This is a genomic window from Bacillus cereus group sp. BfR-BA-01309 (assembly GCF_022664315.1).
GTDB classification, from domain to species: domain Bacteria; phylum Bacillota; class Bacilli; order Bacillales; family Bacillaceae_G; genus Bacillus_A; species Bacillus_A mobilis.
The window spans coordinates 601,352-621,417 of record NZ_JAKUHE010000002.1; the positions used below are offsets into that span (position 1 = coordinate 601,352).

Sequence of the window (20,066 nt, forward strand, 5' to 3'; positions counted from 1 at the left end):
AATAATAAAAGGTTAGTGCTATCGTCAACACTAACCGATTAATTCTTCAACCGATGAAGTTGTTCGTTTTTCAGTAAAATACGCATAGAGTAATTCATTTTCATCCAATGTGTAATGTTCTTTATATTTTCCATGGACGATAATAGAGTGCTTATACCCTCTACGAAATTTTGTAAAAATCGTATATAAACGATCTTCTGATTGCACTTCAATAGGTGCAATCTTTTCAATTCCTCTTTTGTTCCCATAATAACGTTCTAATAAAAAACGCATAAAGGCATACTGTTTTTGTTTCCACTCTTGATATAACGACACCGCTAAAAATATGAGTAGTACCCACATCATAATATTGTTACTGTTCCAGAGTAACTGCCATACTAGTATTACACTAAAAAAAACACATGATAATTTCATCATCTTTTCATGTGCTTGTAAATAAGGAAAACGATATGATAATACGTTAAACAATACTTTTCCGCCATCAAGCGGCCAAATAGGCAGTAAATTAAATGCTAAAATAATTATATTATTCCATATAAAGAAATAATATAAATCCGCACCAAGCCAACCCGCTTCAAACACTATATAACCTACCGCCATCATCCAAATATGTTGTATAGGTCCTGCAATTACGACAACAAGTTCCTCTTTCAATGACTTATTCCCATGTTCCTCAAGCTCAGCCACACCACCAAACGGTAAAAGTTGAATCTTTTTAATACGCCAATTGTAGTGTGCCGCCGCAAATGCATGCCCAAGTTCATGGATAAGAACGATACAAAATAACAGTAGTAACTCTTTAAAACGTGCCGTAAAAATACCAATGACAATAATAACCCAAAACAACGGATGCACTGAAATCTTCGTTAAAACTTCTCTATATTTAATCAAATGAAATCACCTGAATCGGGTCAATAAATTTTTCATTCTTTTTTATCGCGAAATAAAACTTACCATTTTTATTATCTGCATCATTATTCACCGTTCCAATTTTTTGTTTCTTTGAAACGTAATCATATAATTTCACTGACATGTCATTTAAATTCGCATACCACGATTCTGTTCCATCTGCATGTTGAATTTGAACTGTATTACCAAGTTCCTCTTTCTTTCCTGCAAAAACAACTAGCCCTTCATTCACTGACTCAACCGTTGCATTTGTAGCTGTTTGAACAAATACGCCTTGGCCATTTTTTTGAAACCCTTGCATTACCTTTCCGGAAGCAGGAATTGCATAATCTTTTTGCTGAATAGTTCCTTCTTTTTTCTCAGTAGGTGAATAAAATACGAGCGGTTTTCCAAACTGCTTTTCGTACCATTTCGCTACAGTAGCAAACTGAAATTCTTCTTTCATCACTTTCTCTGTAACAGCTTTAGCACTATCGAAAGAAGAGGGTGCATTTTTATATAAAATAGCGACAGAAAGAACTAATATTGCTGATAACAAAACTTTGAAGAAAAATACTTCTTTTCGAAATAAAGGATGAATTTCTTTTTCTCCATCTTCAATAAATACTGTTTCACTATCAAAATTCCCTCCAGCAAAATATTGCTCTTCCTCCATCCTTTCTTGCTCTGCCTTCCTTTTCGCAATCCGTTTTTTAATTTCTTCTACACGTTTATTCTTCATACTGTCTCCTTTCTTTCTTTAAGCTAATTAAAATAGAAACAGTTGTATACAGTTTGTACATATGTATGAGCTAAGAAAGAAAGATATTCGTGTGAAGAAAAAAGAAAGCACTTCGCATATGCGCGAAGTGCTTTTAACGGATTCCAAAGAAGTTTTTCATCTTTGTAAATACCGATACCTTTTCTTGTTCAAACGCTTGCAATGGTACATTCTCACCCAACAAGCGTCTTGCAATATTACGATAAGCTAACGCTGCTTTTCCGCTCGGTTGCAACGCTACAGGCTCACCTGTATTTGTAGCACGAATAACTTCATCATCATCCTCGACAACACCAAGAAGCTCGATTGACAATGTACGTACGATTTCATCAACATCTAACATATCCTGCTCATGAAGCATATGACTACGCACACGATTAATAACAAGTTTCGGTGGTTCAATATCCTCTTTTTCTAAAAGCCCGATAATACGATCTGCATCGCGCATTGAGGATACTTCTGGCGTCGTAACAACGATTGCTTTATCCGCACCAGCTACCGCGTTTTTAAATCCCTGCTCAATCCCCGCAGGACAATCAATTAATATGTAATCATAATCTTGTCGTAATACTTGTATTAATTCATCCATTTGTTCAGGTGTTACCGCTGATTTATCACTCGTTTGTGCTGCAGGTAATAAATAAAGATCATCAAAACGCTTATCTTTAATAAGCGCCTGAGGTAAACGGCAACGCCCTTCAACGACATCAACAAGATCAAATACAATACGATTTTCCAGCCCCATTACTACGTCTAAGTTTCGAAGACCGATATCTGTGTCAATTAAGCACACTTTCTTTCCAGATAACGCTAGGGCTGTACCAATGTTCGCAGACGTTGTAGTTTTACCTACTCCGCCTTTTCCAGATGTAATTACTATTGCCTCTCCCACAGCTATACAATTCCCCTTTCTAACTTTGTTAAATTAGGTCTAAGATGAGTGAGAAGTTGCAGTCGATCGACAACAATGTGATTGTTCTCATTAATATACGCACATTCTGCCGCCTCCGCTCCGTCTTCTTTCTCTTCCGGAGCCCGCATTGCCACATCACTAATTCGAAGTTGCATCGGGTTCATATCAGATGCAGCGATTACAGCATCCGAATCCCCATAATACCCTGCATGTGCAATTCCTCTTAATGATCCTACGACAAAAATATTCCCCCCAGCGATAACCGTTCCGCCTGGATTAACATCTCCAATTAACAATAAATTTCCTTTTACATGTAAAACTTGTCCAGAGCGAACAATTTTGGAAATAGGGACAATTTCTGTTTCTTCTTTCCAAGCTATTGCTTCTGCTTTCGTTATAACATCACTTTCAATTGAATCCACAACAAGATTCTTTTTATTACGAATTAACGTACGAATCTCTTCTTGTTGGACTTCTGTTAAATAACGATTTCCCACTTTCACATGCACTTCAATTAAAGAGCGCCCATCACCATCATAGTAATGTGTAGAAAGCTTTTCATCCAATTCCTCCAGTAATTCAGAGAATGAACAACAATCATCTAAATGAAGCGTTATTCCGTCTTTTGTCCCTTTTATTGTTACATTTTGTTGCTTTTTTTCTTCCACTAAAGTTCACCCCACCGATTCAATTCGACATAAAATTAGAAAATCCTTTTTTCTTTTTCTTCCATCGCTTTTGAAAGACGCACTAAATATCGTCTCAGTGGGAAACAAACTATCAATAAGAAAATTGCATTTAGCAATACAGTAGACAGGAGACGATCTGTGAAAAAGACATACGCTGACATATGAGTACGTCCTAACAAAGTTAAAAATCCATACACATAATACTCTAGTGCTACAATACCAGCTAGTACAATAGAAGCAACAATAAATAAATTCGATTGTAATATCTTCATCACACTATAAACTAAATAAGCTAAAATCGGATACGCAAAAATATATATACCGACAAGTTCTGTGTATACGGTATCAAATAAGAAACCAAATAAGAGTCCGTAATAAATCCCTTGGACCGGACTATAGTACACAGTAATAAAACATAACACAATTATAAAGAAATGAGGTGCTGCTATACTGTCTTTCCAAAAAACCTCTGTTGGAACAATAGTAGCAAACATATTTTCAAATAGAAAAACAAAAAGGAGCAAAAGAGGAAGAGCTGCTCTTTTTAAAATCTTCATCATCTCTTCTCCCCCTCCTATTCTAATGGCGCTGAAGGCGTTGCACGTTTAGCAACCATAATATGCTCTACGTCATTCAAGTCAGCGGCCGGTTTTACATAAGCTGTTTTTGTTAAGCCGTATGGATCTGGCTGCACATCAACGATTGTCCCAATTACAAGACCTTTCGGGAAAATATCACCAAGTCCAGATGTTACGACTAATTGATCTTTCGCTACCTGAGCATCAGAGCCAATCTTTGTGAAAAGAAGTAAGTGCTTTTCTTTGTCGTAACCTTCAATCAATCCGAAGATTTTCTCATCACCTTGTACGATAGCAGAAACACGATTTGTTCGGCTCATAGAGCTTAGCAATTCTACTGATGATGTAAACTGAGATACGCTTTTCACTCGTCCAACTAGACCTTGTGAAGTTACTACAGCCATATCTTTTTTAATTCCTTGCTGTGCTCCTTTATCAATTCCGATTAAATCGTACCATTTATCTGGATTACGAGAAACAACAGTAGCTGGAATTTCAGTATATTGGCTATTTAACTCTTTTTTACCCGTTAACTCTTGTAACTTCTTGTTATCATCTTCTAATTGTTTTACTTTCCCTGATAAACCTGCATAATTATCTAATTTTGCTTTTAATTCTTTATTCTCTTCATACGTGCGCTTTACATCCTCTACATTTTCGAAGAATCCAGCTACGTATTTCGCTGGCTTTTGGAATACACGTTCTACAACACCGACAGTGTCTTTAACAAACTGCTCTGGCCATGTTAAACTGTTCCGTTCTTTCAATGAGATTCCAATCAATGCCACGAGAAGAATAATACTAACTAACAAAACAATTAATCTTTTGTTTAAGAAAAACTGTGGCACGTTCACACCCTCTTAATTTCATTGATTTTTATTTTGCAATATTATCGAGCAGCAGTTTTGAAAAGATCGATATTGTCTAATGCTTTACCCGTTCCAATTGCTACGCAATCTAGTGGGTCTTCTGCAACAAGAACTGGCATATTTGTTTCTTCACTAATCACTTTATCTAAGTTACGTAGCAATGCTCCGCCACCTGTTAATACGATACCACGGTCCATAATGTCTGCCGCTAATTCAGGTGGAGTTTTCTCTAACGTATTTTTAACAGATTCTACAATTGCATCTACTGTATCTTTTAATGCATCTGCAATTTCTTCTGGCTGAATTAGTACTGTTTTTGGTAAACCACTTACTAAATCACGACCGCGAATTTCCATAGGCTCGATACCTTCTGGCTCGCCTGCAGAACCGATTTCTAATTTCAATGCTTCAGCTGTTCTTTCACCAATCATTAAGTTGTAGCTTTTCTTAATGTACTGAATGATTGAATCGTCCATATCATCACCAGCAACACGAACTGATTGACTTGTTACAATACCACCTAAAGAAATGATTGCAACTTCTGTTGTACCACCACCGATATCAACAACCATGCTACCAGTTGGTTCCCAAACAGGTAAGTTTGCACCAATTGCTGCTGCAAATGGTTCTTCGATTGGATACGCATCACGAGCACCCGCTTGACGAGTCGCATCGATTACTGCACGTCTTTCTACAGCTGTAATACCAGACGGTACACATACCATTACGTAAGGTTTACGTGAGAAGAATCCATTTGATTTTTGAGCTTGTTGAATGTAGTATTTCATCATTGTTGCTGTCGTTTCGTAATCAGCAATTACACCGTCTTTCATCGGGCGAAGTGCCACAACGTTTCCTGGTGTACGACCAATCATTTGTTTTGCATCGCTACCTACAGCAACGATTTGTTTCGTATCAGTTTGTAACGCTACTACTGAAGGTTCACGTAAAACTACACCTTTTCCTTTTACATATACAAGCGTGTTCGCAGTTCCTAAATCTATTCCAAGATCGCGAGTAAAGCCACCAAATCCAAACATATTATTTATCTTCCTTTCTTGTTTTCACGGACTCATTTTTTCTTACTTTATATTATAAAAACAGTACGTTTTTTATATCTTTATCCTTCTTGTAGATAAATTTCTACAAAAAACTCATAAATCACATTATAAAACAAAATAAGTAAAAAGCATAGTCTTAAATATGACCTTTTTCCTTTAAACTCACGAATTTATGGTCACCTATTATAATATGGTCAAGCACTTCAATTCCGATAATCTGGCCACATTCTACTAAGCGTTTTGTTACTTCAATATCCTCTCGGCTCGGCGTGGGATCTCCTGAAGGGTGGTTATGAAGACATATGATAGAGGCTGCTGCACGGCGGAACGCTTCTTTAAAAACTTCCCTTGGATGTACAATTGATGTGTTTAAACTTCCAATGAAAATCGTTTGCCTATGTATAACTTGATTCTTTGTGTTCAAATATAAACATACAAAATGCTCCTGCTGCAGGAAGCGCATTTCTTCCATCATATATCTTGCACAATCTTCTGGGCTTCGAATGCTATATCTATTTTGATATTCTAAACGCACCATTCTTCTACCGAGTTCAAAAGCAGCTATAAGCTGGGTTGCCTTCACAACTCCAACACCATGTATACTGACAAGCTCTTCTAACGTTGCATCTTTCAACATACGTAAACCATCAAAGTGATGTAAAATTTTATCTGATAACTTTAAAACTGTTTCTTCTTTAGAACCTGTTCTGAGTAACACTGCAAGAAGCTCCCGATTTGATAAACTTCCAGCTCCTTCTAACAATAAACGCTCCCGTGGCTGTTCTTCTTTGACAACATCACGAATACCGTTCATTTCTCCACCCCTTTATTTGTTCTCTCAAAGAAAATCCCATGCAATTTTACGCATGGGTTACATCAATATTGAATTGTTTTAACTCCCGAACAAGACGTGAAATTGGTAATCCGACTACACTATAGTAGTCCCCTTGAATATGTTGAACAAAAATAGATCCTTTACCTTGAATTCCATAACTTCCTGCTTTATCAAGAGGCTCTTTTGATGCAACATATGCGTCAATTTCTTCTTCTGTTAATTCCCAAAACGTAACTTCTGTACGCTCGTAAAAAGTGATTGTTTTGTCTTTTGTTATAATTGCAACTCCAGTATACACTTCATGTGTTTTCCCTGATAATAATTGCAACATTTCTTTCGCCTCAGCTTCATTAGAAGGCTTTCCAAGAATACGCGATTCATATGTAACAATTGTGTCTGCACCTAACACAATATGATCACTGTTATTTTCCGCTACCGCAGATGCTTTTTGCAGGGCAAGGGACATTACAATATCAGAAGGTGATGAGTACGCACCAATCGTTTCTTCTACTTCACTTACAATGATTTCAAATGGTACATCTGCTAACTCAAGCAGTTCCTTCCTGCGAGGTGACCCTGATGCTAAAATAATTTTTCTCATATTTTCTCCTTCCTTTCTCACATGAAGCAGAATCATTTATATCAATCGTATCAAAGGAATAGTTTGCCCACAAATGAAAGAAATATTATTTTTTCTAAACAAAATAATACTTTTTTTACTAAAATACGATTATATTCCTGCCGTAGAGAAAGCACTTTGCTCTAAATTCAAAAGAAAAGAAAGAAGTACCTATACTTCTTCCTTCGTCATTTCATTATCCTATTATTTCACCTTTTGTGAAACAATTTTTTCATATGAAAGTATACCATCAATGATAACTTGATTTAATTTCGCCAAAGATTCCTTATCACCTTTTCCATCCTTCACTGTTTGCACAGCTACTGACGTATACATATACAATTTCTTTGCCTCTTCCTGCTTCATACTTTTTCCTTCTTTTTCAATTGCTTTCCACTCTTTTTCAATCGCACCTACATCTTTTGCATTACTTTTTCCACTAGCTTGTACGCTAGAAGCATATTTTGCTAAATGAGTATATAATGGCTGTACTTTTGTTAAAAACGCACCAACTTCTTTATCACCTTTAAGTAATGCTTTATCTGTTATATCCCAGTTCTTTTTCAATACAGAGACATTATCATTTTTATATTGCGTCATTAATTGGTTTATATCTTGTTCATCGCTAGCAATACCAACAACTAATGCATACTTATCACCGCTCGGTTTTAAAGCTGCTACGCCTCCATTACCTTTCCACTCTTCAAGAGCAGCCTGTCCCTTTTCTTCGGAAGAATAAATCCCTCCTTGAACAAAAAATAATTTCATTGGATCTAATGACGTTCCTGTCTGCGCTTTTTGTTTTTCCTCTTTTGGTGCTGGTGTTTGTTCTGACGTTCCACCCACCTTTGATTCTTCATTTTGCACCTGCTTCGAAGTTGTTACTTCACTTCCCCCTGTCGCTCCTTGCCCTTTAAGTAACTGTAGCATTCCCATCCCAAATGCCGTACCAATAACAATTGCAGTTGCAACGATTGCAATTAACGTATTGCTCCACTTCTTTCGTTTTTTTTCCGTAGACGCTAATTTCGCTTTTTGAAACGGAACAACGTTTTTCGGTCTTTCACTTTCTACTACCCTCCATTCAAATTCACCTTTCTTCTTCTCCTCATACTTCGCTTCTGTTCCATTCACTTTCACTGAGATCGTTCGTGATTGCTTGTCCATACACTCACACCTCACCTCTTATCGTTGTCCGCATCATATCATATTCCTTTCACAAAAAAACGAGATATTTGTCAGAGGAATTCGCCAAATAACCCTATATATTTATCTTATATGTATGCATTTGACTTCATTTGTAGAACAAAAAACTAGATAGCAAAGACTATCTAGTTTTTCTCGCGAATATATTTTCGAACTTCCGAAATGAAATAAAGAGAACCTGTTATGATAAAAACATCATTTTCTCCAATCATTTCAACCTTCGTATCAATTGCCTCTTTCCAATTTTCAAAAACTAGTTTTGACTCTTTCTTTGCATACGATGCAAGATTATCAGCAGAAATAGCACGATCAAAGGCGAATGTTGTAAAAATAATTTCATCGGCAATTGTTTCTAATTGACCTACCATATTATGCAACTGTTTATCACCAAGGGCAGTAAATAAAACTATTACATTTTTATCTTTGTAATGTGATTCTACTGTTTTCACAAGACTTTCGATACCTTCTGGATTATGGGCACCATCTATAATAATATCTGGATTACTTTGCAGTTTTTCAAAGCGCCCAATCCAATACGCTTCCTGTAATCCCGTTCTTATTTCTTCTTCCTCAATTAAAAATGATAAGTATGTTTTGACATACATGACTGCCATAAGTGCAAGTGCTGCGTTTCCTACTTGGTGACTACCTTTCATTGAGATTCGTACATCTGCAAAAGTAGCGAAAGGACAAGTGAAATCGAACTGTTCTCCATCTTTGCTAGACTGTTTATGTAACGCTGTAAAATGGTTACCCATCTCGTATAAGTTTGCATGATTTTCCTTTGCAATCTTTTGAATGACTTGCAATGCTTCCTCATCTTGTACACCAGTAATAACCGGAACACCAGACTTAATAATCCCCGCCTTTTCATATGCAATTTCTCCTAGTGTATTTCCTAAAATATGCATATGATCGTGGCCGATATTTGTAATAATCGTGAGAACAGGATGAATAACATTCGTAGAATCAAAGCGTCCTCCAAGCCCTGTTTCAAATAAAACAACATCACAGAAATTAACTTTACCGAAATAACAAATTGCCATAACAGTAATAATTTCAAACTCAGTTGCTTCCCCTAAATCCGTCTCATCTAGTTTTTCAACGACTGGCTTTACCATCTTTACAAGTTCAGTAATCTCTTCATCTGCAATTGGTGTTCCGTTCACACTAATACGTTCGTTAAACGTTTCAATATAAGGAGAGGTAAATGTTCCTACCTTATATTTTGCATCTTCTAACATGTAGCGCATATATGTTAACGTTGAACCTTTTCCATTTGTACCAGCAAGATGAACACATTTTATGTGACGTTCTGGATTTCCGAGCTCTTCTAGCATCCATCTCATTCTTTCTAATCCTGGTTTAATACCAAACTTCAATCGGCTATGAATCCACCCTATCGCTTCTTCGTATGTATGTATCACGTATGCTTTCCCCTTTCAAAAGACAACTTTCATACTCCTATTATACGCAAAGAAAAGAGACTCACCAATATAGTGAGTCTCTAAAAAACATTTTACTTTTCAAGATCTGCTAGACGTTGGCGAACTGCTTCACGTTTTTCTAGGTAGTCTTGCTCTTTCGCACGCTCTCCGTCAATAACTGCTGCAGGAGCTTTCGCTACGAAACCTTGGTTTGAAAGTTTCTTCTGTACACGTTCTACTTCTTTGTCGAACTTCTCAAATTCTTTCTCAAGACGTGCTCTCTCTTCATCAAGATTGATAAGATCAGCTAACGGTAAGAATAACTCTGCACCTGATACGATTGCAGTCATTGCTTTTTCTGGTGCTTGTAAATCCGTTTGAATTATTAATTCGCTTGGGTTACAGAAACGCTCAATGTAAGAACTGTTTTTTGTAAGTTGAGCAAGTACAGCCTCATCTTTTGCTTTAATTTGCATTTGAACTTTTTTGCTCATTGGCGTATTAACTTCTGCACGGATGTTACGAACAGAGCGAATGATATCAACTAGAAGGTGCATTTCTGCTGCCGCTTCTTTATCTTGTAAATCTTCGCGAACTGTTGGCCACGCTGCTACTGTAATAGACTCGCCTTCATGCGGTAAATGTTGCCAAATTTTCTCTGTTACGAATGGCATGAATGGGTGTAATAGACGCATTGTTTGGTCTAATACGTAAGCTAAAATAGAACGAGTTGTTTTCTTAGCTGCTTCATCTTCACCGTATAGTGGAAGTTTCGCCATTTCAATGTACCAGTCACAGAAATCGTCCCAAATGAAGTTGTATAATGAACGACCAGCTTCACCGAACTCATATTTATCCATGTTACGCGTTACGCTTTCGATTGTTTCGTTTAAGCGAGTTAAAATCCACTTATCCGCTACTGATTTCTCACCAGTTAAATCGATTTCTTCATACTTCATATCATCCATGTTCATTAATACGAAACGTGATGCGTTCCAAATTTTATTAATGAAGTTCCAAGTAGACTCTACTTTTTCCATACTGAAACGTAGATCTTGACCTGGCGCACTTCCCGTTGATAAGAAATAGCGCATTGCATCTGCACCGTACTTCTCGATAACATCCATTGGATCAATACCATTACCAAGAGATTTACTCATTTTACGTCCTTGCTCATCTCGAACTAACCCGTGAATTAATACATCTTTAAATGGACGCTCGCCTGTAAACTCTAAACCTTGGAAGATCATACGAGATACCCAGAAGAAGATGATGTCATAACCCGTTACTAATGCATCTGTTGAATAGTAACGTTTAAAGTCTGCTGCATCTTCATCCGGCCAGCCAAGTGTTGAGAACGGCCATAACGCTGAACTGAACCATGTATCAAGTACGTCGTTATCTTGATTCCAGTTTTCAATGTCTGCTGGTGCTTCTGTACCTACGTATACTTCACCAGTTTCTTTATGATACCAAGCTGGAATGCGGTGTCCCCACCATAACTGACGAGAAATACACCAGTCATGAATATTTTCCATCCAGCGTAAATATGTGTTTTCGAAACGCTCTGGTACGAACGTTACTTTCTCTTCTTCTTTTTGCTGAAGCGCTACTGCCTTCTCAGCAAGTGGAGCCATTTTTACGAACCATTGTGTTGATAAGTAAGGCTCAACAACTGCACCACTACGCTCACTATGACCTACTGAATGCATATGAGGCTCGATTTCTACTAATACGCCCGCTTCTTGTAAGTCTTTTACTAACGCTTTACGACATTCGAAACGATCCATGCCGTTATACTTACCAGCCTTTTCATTCATCGATCCATCTTCGTTCATTACTAAGATACGTGGTAAGTCATGACGGTTACCTACTTCAAAGTCATTCGGGTCATGAGCTGGTGTAATTTTTACAACGCCTGTTCCGAAATCTTTTTCTACGTATTCATCAGCAATAATCGGAATCTCACGGCCTACGATTGGAAGTGTAACCGTTTTTCCGATTAAATGCTTGTAACGATCGTCTTCTGGATGAACTGCTACTGCTGTATCACCAAGCATCGTTTCTGGACGAGTTGTTGCAAGACGAATATGACCAGAACCATCTGTTAACGGATAGTTCATATGGTAGAATGCACCTTGAACTTCTTTATGAATTACTTCAATATCAGAAAGGGCTGTGCGTGTTGCTGGGTCCCAGTTAATGATATATTCACCGCGGTAAATTAAGCCTTTTTCATATAATTGAACGAATACTTTATTAACTGCATCAGATAAACCTTCGTCTAATGTGAATCGCTCGCGAGAATAGTCTAGTCCTAAACCAACTTTCCCCCATTGTTGACGAATATGAGACGCGTATTCTTCTTTCCATTCCCAAGCTTTTTCTAGGAACTTCTCACGGCCAAGATCGTAACGTGAAATACCTTCTTCACGAAGTTTCCCTTCTACTTTCGCTTGTGTTGCGATACCCGCATGGTCCATTCCTGGAAGCCATAATACATCGTATCCTTGCATACGCTTCGTACGCGTTAAAATATCTTGAAGAGTTGTATCCCAAGCATGACCTAAGTGTAACTTACCAGTTACGTTCGGAGGTGGAATTACAATTGTATACGGTTGTTTCTTCTCGTCTCCTGTTGCTTCAAAATATTTGCCTTCTAACCACCACTGATAAAGGCCTTCTTCAACGGACATATGATCATATTTAGTTGGTAAATTCTTTTCCGTGTTTGACATTATTTTCCCTCCTTAAAATAAAAAATGCCCCTCATCCAAAAAAGGACGAGGGACATCGCGGTACCACCTTTATTTACAAACAAATTCAGAATTTGCTTATACTCTTAATTTGATAACGGACAAATCCGTCTTTTCCTAATGAGAACTATTCCGTTCAGAAAAGATGCTCCAGGGCTACCTTCTAACATAACTATCTAGAGAATCTCCCAGCTAATGATTCTCCTCTCTGAAGACGTTTCTTGTTATACTCTTCCCCTTCAAGGCATTTATATGATTGTTAATTATTATATACAATAGTGTAAAAAACGAAACCCTATTCGTCAAGATAAATTTAAGACTACGAATTTTTTGACGCACAAAAAAGATAAGTAGAGGATACTACTTATCTTTTTATCCGTTCCCTTGCTGGGCAGCTTGTAATTGCGAAAGGAAATATTCTATATTGCTAACGAGCCAATGCGATTGTTGCAAGCTCTTTACTCCAAGAAGTTCATTTTCCTCATTACGGCTCTCTCTTCTTTTCTTATAAGACTGGATTTGCCGAATAAATTGTGATGGATACGTCATATACGCAAACATGAGTAGTTGCTCTTCTTTCGTAAAAGGGAAATTTTTTTGGTACATTTGATACCATTCAAACCGATCACTTCGCGCAATTGGATATGTGTTTAACGACCTAGAATAAAACCCTACTATATCTTGCACCGGTGTTGCAAACTTCGATTTTTCTAAACTAATAAAATAGCCGTTCCGTTCATAATCAAATAAGAAATGATTAAGTGATACGTTACCATGCACAAAAGTAATACGTGTTTTTTCTTTTTCTTTCATCGCATCGTTCCACTCATTTAATTGCTTCGTTGCGAACTCACGCGCCCTCATCACATGATGATAATACGTACAATATTGCAATTCAAACGGAGACATATACCACTTCGCTTCAGATTCTACAAGAAACTCTTCTAACATCTCACCATCATTTTCCCAACGATCGGATATATTTGTATAATGTTTCTCTAAATCTTCTTCTGTATACGTTTCTTCTTTTACCGTTTTTTGATGCAACGCTCCGAGAGTCTGGAACATTTTATGGTATTGATCATTATCCTCGCCGTTCCCTTCCGCACGTTCTAACCACGGCATTAAATAATAATTATACGTACCGTCATTTAAAATATAATTTCCATCCGTCGCATGGTATATAGGTACATAATTCGAAAAACCTTTCTCCTTCAAATATTGAATATGATGCAGAAAGTTATTCCGCTCTAACTTTCTGCCTTCTATTTTCTTGAGTGCATATGGACCTTGATTCGTGTAAATTTTCATTACACTTCCGTGCTCTTCCATATGCTGCGTATCCAATCTATATTGCCTTACAATGGGTTCATAGCGATTTCGTAATTCCATATCCATACGAATAACCCTTTCTATTCAAAACATAGCCTTTAGAAAAATAAGTGAGTGAAAGCACTCACTTATTTCGCTTTTGCTCTTGAAACAGGAATATAAATAATTTGCCCTGCAGTTAAATATATATCTTCTGTTTGATTGACACGATATAAGTTTTGTACAGACGTTTCATAACGATCTGCAACAGATTCGATCGTATCTCCTTCTTGCACGAAATACATTCTTAACTTTGCAAATTCTTCTTCTGGTTCTTTCGTAAATATTTTCGTTAAATAAAGCGCATTTTCATCTCGCTGTGAGTAGGCTTCTTCTTCTTGCTCTTCTTGCTTTTTCTCTTTCTCTTTCTCTTTCTTAAAATCTTTTCGTCCGAACAATTCAAATTGCGGCGTTGTTTCTTTCTCTTCTTCACGCTCTACAAATTCATGTTCTTCTATTTCCTCTTCCTCTACTTCCTGCTCTTTTCTTTCTTCTAGTTGGAACGGTTCAAATGCGTAATCTTCCCACTCATCTGATTCCTTATAAGCTGGTTCTTCTACGTGCGGCGTTGGTCTAGTTTCATACTCTTGCGCTAAATCATCTTCTAACTCAGCATACGCCGTTTCTTCCTCTTCATCCTCAATTCTTTCTTCATCACATAAACCTGTAATAGATATATCCGCTAATAATTGTAAGCAACCATTTTCCTTTAATTCATAATCAAATTCCTCGATAGATACATATAGTTCTTCAATTACTTTCACACGATTTCTCGGAATTGATATTTCAAGCGGAAAGGAATGAACAAGTTCATTAACCCCATCTTCTCTTGTTTCTACATAATCAATTGACTTCGCTGGTGATAGATCTCTTAATGAATAAGCCGAATCATCTTGCCTTGCAACATACTCTCCCGTTAAATCTAATTGCCCTCTCACGATAACTTCATGATCAAGCTCTTCTATCTCAACGTCTGGATCTAACGAAATTGACAAAAGTTCTTCGACTTCCTGTCCTTTTTGGAACCAAACAGATTCTTTTAATGAAAAACGTAATGAATGATCTGTTGCCACTTCTTTTCCCCCTCCCAAACTATATGTCATTACAGATTTATGTACGGAAAGCTGACTTTATGAATAAAAAAAATCGCCCCCCTTATGGAGAGCGATTTTCTTTATTCAATTAAGCTTTTAATTTTGACATGGCAATCTCAGCCGCTGCAATTGTCGCTTCAATATCTGCATCACTATGTGCTGTCGATAAGAATAAGCCTTCGAATTGAGATGGCGGCAAGAATACACCTTGCTCTACCATTTCACGATAGTAAGCTGCAAAGAATTCTAAGTTTGAAGATTTTGCTGCATCGTAATTAATAACTTGTTCATCTGTAAAGAAGATACCAATCATAGAACCCGCACGGTTAATATGATGCGGAATGCCATGTTTTTCAGCCGCTTTACGTAAGCCAGATTCTAACATTTCAGCTTTACGCTCGAATTCTACATATGATTCTGGCGTTAACTGTACTAACGTTTCATAACCTGCTGCCATTGCAAGTGGGTTACCTGATAAAGTACCTGCTTGGTAAATCGGTCCGCTCGGTGCAACTTGTCGCATAATTTCTGCTTTACCACCGTATGCTCCTACTGGTAAGCCACCACCGATTACTTTACCTAAACAAGTTAAATCAGGTGTTACACCGTAATAACCTTGTCCACAATTATAAGCAACTCGGAATCCTGTCATGACTTCATCAAAAATAAGTAATGCACCGTTTTGCTCTGTTACTTCACGAAGACCTTCTAAAAATCCTGGCTGCGGAGGAACAACACCCATATTCCCTGCTACTGGTTCTACGATGACACAAGCAATATCATCACCGAATTGTTCGAAAGCGTACTTCACACTGTCTAAATCGTTATACGCTACTGTAATTGTATTTTTCGCTACACCTTCTGGTACACCAGGGCTATCTGGTAAACCTAACGTCGCCACACCAGAACCCGCTTTAATTAATAACGAATCACCATGACCATGGTAACAACCGATGAATTTCAAAATTTTGTTACGGCCTGTATAACCACGAGCTAAACGTAGCGCACTCATTGTCGCTTCTGTTCCTGAGTTAACCATACGTACAATCTCAATTGATGGTACGCGCTCAATAACAAGCTTCGCTAATTCATTCTCAATTTCCGTTGGAGCACCGAAGCTTGTCCCTCTTTCAGCAACAGATTTTAACGCTTCCACAACACGGTCGTTTGCATGACCATGAATTAAAGGACCCCATGATAATACGTAATCGATGTATTCATTCCCATCGATATCGTATACTTTAGAGCCTTTTCCACGCTCCATAAACAACGGATTCATACCGACAGACTTAAAGGCACGAACAGGGCTATTTACGCCTCCAGGCATTAAATCTTGCGCCTCTTCAAACGCCGCAATCGACTTATCAAACTTTTTCATTATTTAGCGCCTCCTTCTTGTAACCATCTTGCTGCATCTTTCGCATGATACGTAATAATTAAATCTGCTCCTGCACGTTTCATACTAATTAATTTTTCAAGTACAACTTCTTTTTCATTAATCCAACCATTTTGCGCTGCCGCTTTAATCATCGAATATTCACCACTTACGTTATAAGCAACGACTGGTAAATTAAAGTTATTTTTCACATCACGAACAATATCTAAGTAAGAAAGAGCTGGCTTTACAATTAAGAAATCTGCCCCTTCCATTACATCTGATTCTGCTTCACGGAATGCTTCCATACGGTTCGCTGGGTCCATTTGATATGTTTTACGATCACCAAATTGTGGTGCACCGTGCGCTGCATCACGGAACGGCCCGTAAAACGCTGATGAATATTTCACAGCGTACGACATTACTGGCACATGCCCAAAGCCATTTTCATCTAATGCGTGGCGAATCGCTGTTACAAATCCGTCCATCATGTTTGATGGCGCAATAATGTCTGCTCCCGCTTTCGCTTGGCTGACAGCTGTTTTCGCAAGAACTGCAAGAGACTCGTCATTTAAAATAATACCATCTTCAATTACACCGCAATGACCATGGCTTGTGAATTGACATAAACATGTATCTGCAACTACTACTAACCCAGGGAATTCACCTTTAATTTGCTGAATTGCACGTTGCACAATTCCATGATCACAATATGCTGATGATCCAACTTCATCTTTTTCAGCAGGTAAACCAAATACAATAACAGAACGAATACCTAAATCAACAACCTCTTGCATTTCAGCCTGCAATAAATCTAAAGATATTTGATATACGCCTGGCATAGAAGGCACTTCATTACGAACGTTTTCTCCTTCTAATACAAAAATAGGGTAAATAAAATCTTCCGTATGTAAAAACGTTTCACGCACAAGCGCACGCATATTACCACTTTGTCTTAAGCGACGATGACGATTAAATTGTAAAGAGTTCATAGATTTCTATCCCCATTCTTTTATTTTATCCCGCTATTTACGGGCAGTAAGACCCACTAATTAAAGTTTCACTTTATAGATTCACAAATACATTGTAGTAATGCTTCTACAGTGTACTCTTTCGGCATAATAATATGCGGAAAATAAAGGCTCGCCTCTTTTTCCGTAATAGGCCCTATACAAGCAATTGTACATTTTTTTGTCCATTCTCTCCAGTTTGTACCCTCAAGTAAGCGAACAAAACTAGTAACAGTTGAAGGGCTCGTAAATGTAATAATGTCTACTTTCCCTACTTCTAACGCTTCTATCAACTCTTGTTTTTTCTCTGCATTTTCTTTCGTACCATATACGATTAGCTCATCTAGAGAAACACCAATTTCGCGAAGTGCAACTGGAATTACATCTCTTGCTAAATTCCCTTTCGGAAATAAAATGCATTCTTTTCCACTTAGTTTTTTTACAAACTCTTCTGCAAATACTTCTGCCACAAATGAAGTTGGAACGAAGTCCACTTTATAGCCCCGTTTTTCTAACTCTAACCTTGTCTTCACGCCTACTGCAGCAATTTTAGTCGTTACAGGGAGCTTCTTTCTCAAACGATCTAGAAAAAAAGCTACCCCATTTTTACTCGTAAAAATAACCCAGTCATACGAATGTAGTTGCCCTGCTATATGTTGAATCTGTCTATGAGACATACCTTCCATACGCAAAAGCGGAATTTCCAATGGAATTCCGCTCTTTTCTTTCACCACTACACTCATTTGTTTTGCTTGATGCTGGGCACGTGTAATCAATACCGTTTTGCCAGCGAGAGCGTTCATATTTATTGCTGCCCCTTATTTGCAGCAAGAATGAGTTCTTTTGCGCCTTGTTTAATTAAACGGTCCGCAGCCTCTAATCCTACTTCCTCTGGATTAGTTCCTACTACTGTCTCTTTCAATAAAACAGAACCGTCCATAGAACCGACAAGAGCTGTTAATTCGATTGCATCGTTTTCTGTAAGGGTTGCATATCCAGCGATTGGAACTTGGCATCCACCTTCAAGTTTATGAAGAAATACTCGCTCTGCTGCCACTGTTCTTTCTGTTACTGCATCATTCATATGCGCTAACAGCTGTAGTAAATCCTTATCATCCTCACGGCACTCAATCGCTAATGCACCTTGTCCTACAGCAGGTACACATAACGTCTCATCTAAATGTTCTGTAATAACTTCATTATCCCAGCCCATTCTTTGTAATCCAGCTGTCGCTAAAATGATTGCATCGTAATCTTCTTCTTGTAATTTACGTAAACGTGTATCGATATTTCCTCGAATCCACTTCACTTGTAAATCTGGTCTAGCAGCTAATAATTGTGCACTGCGTCTTAAACTACTCGTACCTAAAATAGCGCCTTCTGCTAAATCTTTAAACGATGCTCCGTTTTTTGAGATAAAAGCATCACGAGGGTCAACACGCTTCGGTGTACAACCAATCATTAATCCTTCTGGAAGCACGGCCGGCATATCTTTCATACTATGTACAGCCATATCAATTTCTTTCGTAAGTAACGCATGTTCAATCTCTTTCACAAACAAGCCTTTTCCGCCTACTTTTGAAAGAGTAACATCTAAAATAACATCACCTTTTGTGACAATTTCTTTCACTTCAAATTCATATGGTAAACCTAGCGCCTTTAACTGATCAATAAACCAGTTTGTTTGCGTTAATGCTAATTTACTCTTTCGTGACCCTACAATAATTTTGCGCATAATTCTCTCTCCTCATTATAAATACCAAAAGTGGAAGTTGGATAAACTGCTTAATAGAAAAATATTGATTAGCATTACGAGAAATGCTCCGATGTTCCACTGTACGATTTTCTTTCCTTGCAACACATCTGCCACTCGTAAATATAGACCAGCACAATATACAAATAGAACGACAAAAGATCCGATCACTTTCGTATCATACCAATGGAAATTGTCCAATTTCGTATATCCCCATATGCATCCTAATAAAATAGCTAGTAAGAAAAATGGAACAGAAAATAAATTTAATCCGTAAGACATCGATTCTAGCTTCGGTAAATTCCCTAACCTTCTTAATCTCGCATTCCATTTTTTCTTTTTTAATAGGCGATATTGTAATAAATACATGATAGAAAAAATGAACGATACAGTGAAAGTTGCATAAGAAATAATAGCCATACCGACGTGTACATATACAAGTTCCGAAACTAATTGCTCCGCAAGTACCGGCGACATCTTTCCGAGCGGTGTAAAAATAGAAAAAGCGCTTACGCCAAATGCGACAACATTTGTAAAAAAGACTAGAAAGTCGATTCTCATAAATCGATTAATGACTAACGACATCGTAATCAATAGCCAAACATAAAAATAAATCCCTGATAGTAAAGTTAATATAGGGTTCGTTTCTGAATCAGTAGCCCGAAGTAACATGAAGATAGACTGCAGAACCCATACAATCGAAAGTAACCAAAAAGCAAATCGGTTCGCCTTTCGGTTACTTTGGAAATAATCTATAAAATATAAACTAATGCTACAAGCATATAAAATAATTGCAATATGATAAATAATACTGTTATTTAAAAAACTCATCCGATCATCC

The 20,066-nt window shown here is 37.5% G+C and carries 19 protein-coding genes and 1 other annotated feature; all 19 genes read right to left on the reverse strand.

The features are described 5' to 3' along the window. Nucleotides 1–30: 30 nt before the first annotated feature. Nucleotides 31–891, reverse strand: coding sequence for a stage IV sporulation intramembrane metalloprotease SpoIVFB (spoIVFB, locus tag MR115_RS06770; protein WP_097818280.1), 861 nt, complete (start codon nucleotides 889–891; stop codon nucleotides 31–33). Further along, on the reverse strand, nucleotides 884–1,630 hold the full coding sequence (spoIVFA, locus tag MR115_RS06775) for a stage IV sporulation protein SpoIVFA (RefSeq protein ID WP_061677155.1): 747 nt from the start codon (nucleotides 1,628–1,630) through the stop codon (nucleotides 884–886). The genes spoIVFB and spoIVFA overlap by 8 nt, the downstream gene beginning before the upstream one ends. Nucleotides 1,631–1,763: 133 nt before the next feature. Further along, entirely contained in the window at nucleotides 1,764–2,561 is a 798-nt protein-coding gene (gene minD, locus MR115_RS06780) for a septum site-determining protein MinD (RefSeq protein ID WP_000503310.1), read from the reverse strand. Nucleotides 2,562–2,563: 2 nt separating this feature from the next. Continuing rightward, on the reverse strand, nucleotides 2,564–3,250 hold the full coding sequence (gene minC, locus MR115_RS06785) for a septum site-determining protein MinC (RefSeq protein ID WP_000391511.1): 687 nt from the start codon (nucleotides 3,248–3,250) through the stop codon (nucleotides 2,564–2,566). A 35-nt stretch (nucleotides 3,251–3,285) separates the two neighbouring features. Beyond that, nucleotides 3,286–3,831 (reverse strand): rod shape-determining protein MreD, encoded by a 546-nt coding sequence (gene mreD / locus MR115_RS06790; protein ID WP_242240559.1) that lies wholly within the window; start codon nucleotides 3,829–3,831, stop codon nucleotides 3,286–3,288. A 14-nt stretch (nucleotides 3,832–3,845) separates the two neighbouring features. Beyond that, nucleotides 3,846–4,697 (reverse strand): rod shape-determining protein MreC, encoded by an 852-nt coding sequence (gene mreC, locus MR115_RS06795; protein WP_242240561.1) that lies wholly within the window; start codon nucleotides 4,695–4,697, stop codon nucleotides 3,846–3,848. Between the two features lie 41 nt (nucleotides 4,698–4,738). Continuing rightward, nucleotides 4,739–5,758, reverse strand: coding sequence for a cell shape-determining protein MreB (gene mreB, locus MR115_RS06800; RefSeq protein ID WP_000466737.1), 1,020 nt, complete (start codon nucleotides 5,756–5,758; stop codon nucleotides 4,739–4,741). Nucleotides 5,759–5,915: 157 nt separating this feature from the next. Further along, nucleotides 5,916–6,593, reverse strand: coding sequence for a DNA repair protein RadC (gene radC / locus MR115_RS06805; RefSeq protein WP_097818283.1), 678 nt, complete (start codon nucleotides 6,591–6,593; stop codon nucleotides 5,916–5,918). A gap of 46 nt (nucleotides 6,594–6,639) precedes the next feature. Next, on the reverse strand, nucleotides 6,640–7,215 hold the full coding sequence (locus tag MR115_RS06810) for a Maf family protein (RefSeq protein WP_063261276.1): 576 nt from the start codon (nucleotides 7,213–7,215) through the stop codon (nucleotides 6,640–6,642). 222 nt (nucleotides 7,216–7,437) lie between these two features. After that, on the reverse strand, nucleotides 7,438–8,400 hold the full coding sequence (locus MR115_RS06815; protein WP_098585743.1) for a stage II sporulation protein B: 963 nt from the start codon (nucleotides 8,398–8,400) through the stop codon (nucleotides 7,438–7,440). Nucleotides 8,401–8,564: 164 nt separating this feature from the next. Further along, nucleotides 8,565–9,866 (reverse strand): bifunctional folylpolyglutamate synthase/dihydrofolate synthase, encoded by a 1,302-nt coding sequence (locus MR115_RS06820; RefSeq protein WP_098585742.1) that lies wholly within the window; start codon nucleotides 9,864–9,866, stop codon nucleotides 8,565–8,567. Between the two features lie 92 nt (nucleotides 9,867–9,958). Continuing rightward, a complete protein-coding gene (locus MR115_RS06825) occupies nucleotides 9,959–12,604 on the reverse strand; it encodes a valine--tRNA ligase (RefSeq protein WP_097818286.1) in 2,646 nt (881 codons plus the stop codon). 38 nt (nucleotides 12,605–12,642) lie between these two features. Beyond that, nucleotides 12,643–12,874, reverse strand: a binding site (T-box leader). 120 nt (nucleotides 12,875–12,994) lie between these two features. Further along, a complete protein-coding gene (gene ysxE, locus MR115_RS06830; protein WP_063261280.1) occupies nucleotides 12,995–14,020 on the reverse strand; it encodes a spore coat protein YsxE in 1,026 nt (341 codons plus the stop codon). 62 nt (nucleotides 14,021–14,082) lie between these two features. Further along, nucleotides 14,083–15,066: a stage VI sporulation protein D gene (gene spoVID, locus MR115_RS06835; RefSeq protein ID WP_242240563.1), complete on the reverse strand. Its 984-nt coding sequence runs from the start codon at nucleotides 15,064–15,066 to the stop codon at nucleotides 14,083–14,085. A gap of 109 nt (nucleotides 15,067–15,175) precedes the next feature. Next, a complete protein-coding gene (hemL, locus tag MR115_RS06840) occupies nucleotides 15,176–16,465 on the reverse strand; it encodes a glutamate-1-semialdehyde 2,1-aminomutase (RefSeq protein ID WP_242240564.1) in 1,290 nt (429 codons plus the stop codon). Beyond that, a complete protein-coding gene (gene hemB, locus MR115_RS06845; protein WP_242240566.1) occupies nucleotides 16,465–17,454 on the reverse strand; it encodes a porphobilinogen synthase in 990 nt (329 codons plus the stop codon). Before hemB ends, hemL begins: the two co-directional genes overlap by 1 nt. Before the next feature lie 68 nt (nucleotides 17,455–17,522). After that, nucleotides 17,523–18,275, reverse strand: coding sequence for a uroporphyrinogen-III synthase (gene hemD / locus MR115_RS06850; protein ID WP_242240568.1), 753 nt, complete (start codon nucleotides 18,273–18,275; stop codon nucleotides 17,523–17,525). 2 nt (nucleotides 18,276–18,277) lie between these two features. Further along, on the reverse strand, nucleotides 18,278–19,207 hold the full coding sequence (gene hemC, locus MR115_RS06855; protein WP_242240570.1) for a hydroxymethylbilane synthase: 930 nt from the start codon (nucleotides 19,205–19,207) through the stop codon (nucleotides 18,278–18,280). A 15-nt stretch (nucleotides 19,208–19,222) separates the two neighbouring features. Further along, nucleotides 19,223–20,056, reverse strand: a complete 834-nt coding sequence (locus MR115_RS06860; protein WP_000008998.1) for a cytochrome c biogenesis protein — start codon at nucleotides 20,054–20,056, stop codon at nucleotides 19,223–19,225. Between the last annotated feature and the right edge of the window lie 10 nt (nucleotides 20,057–20,066).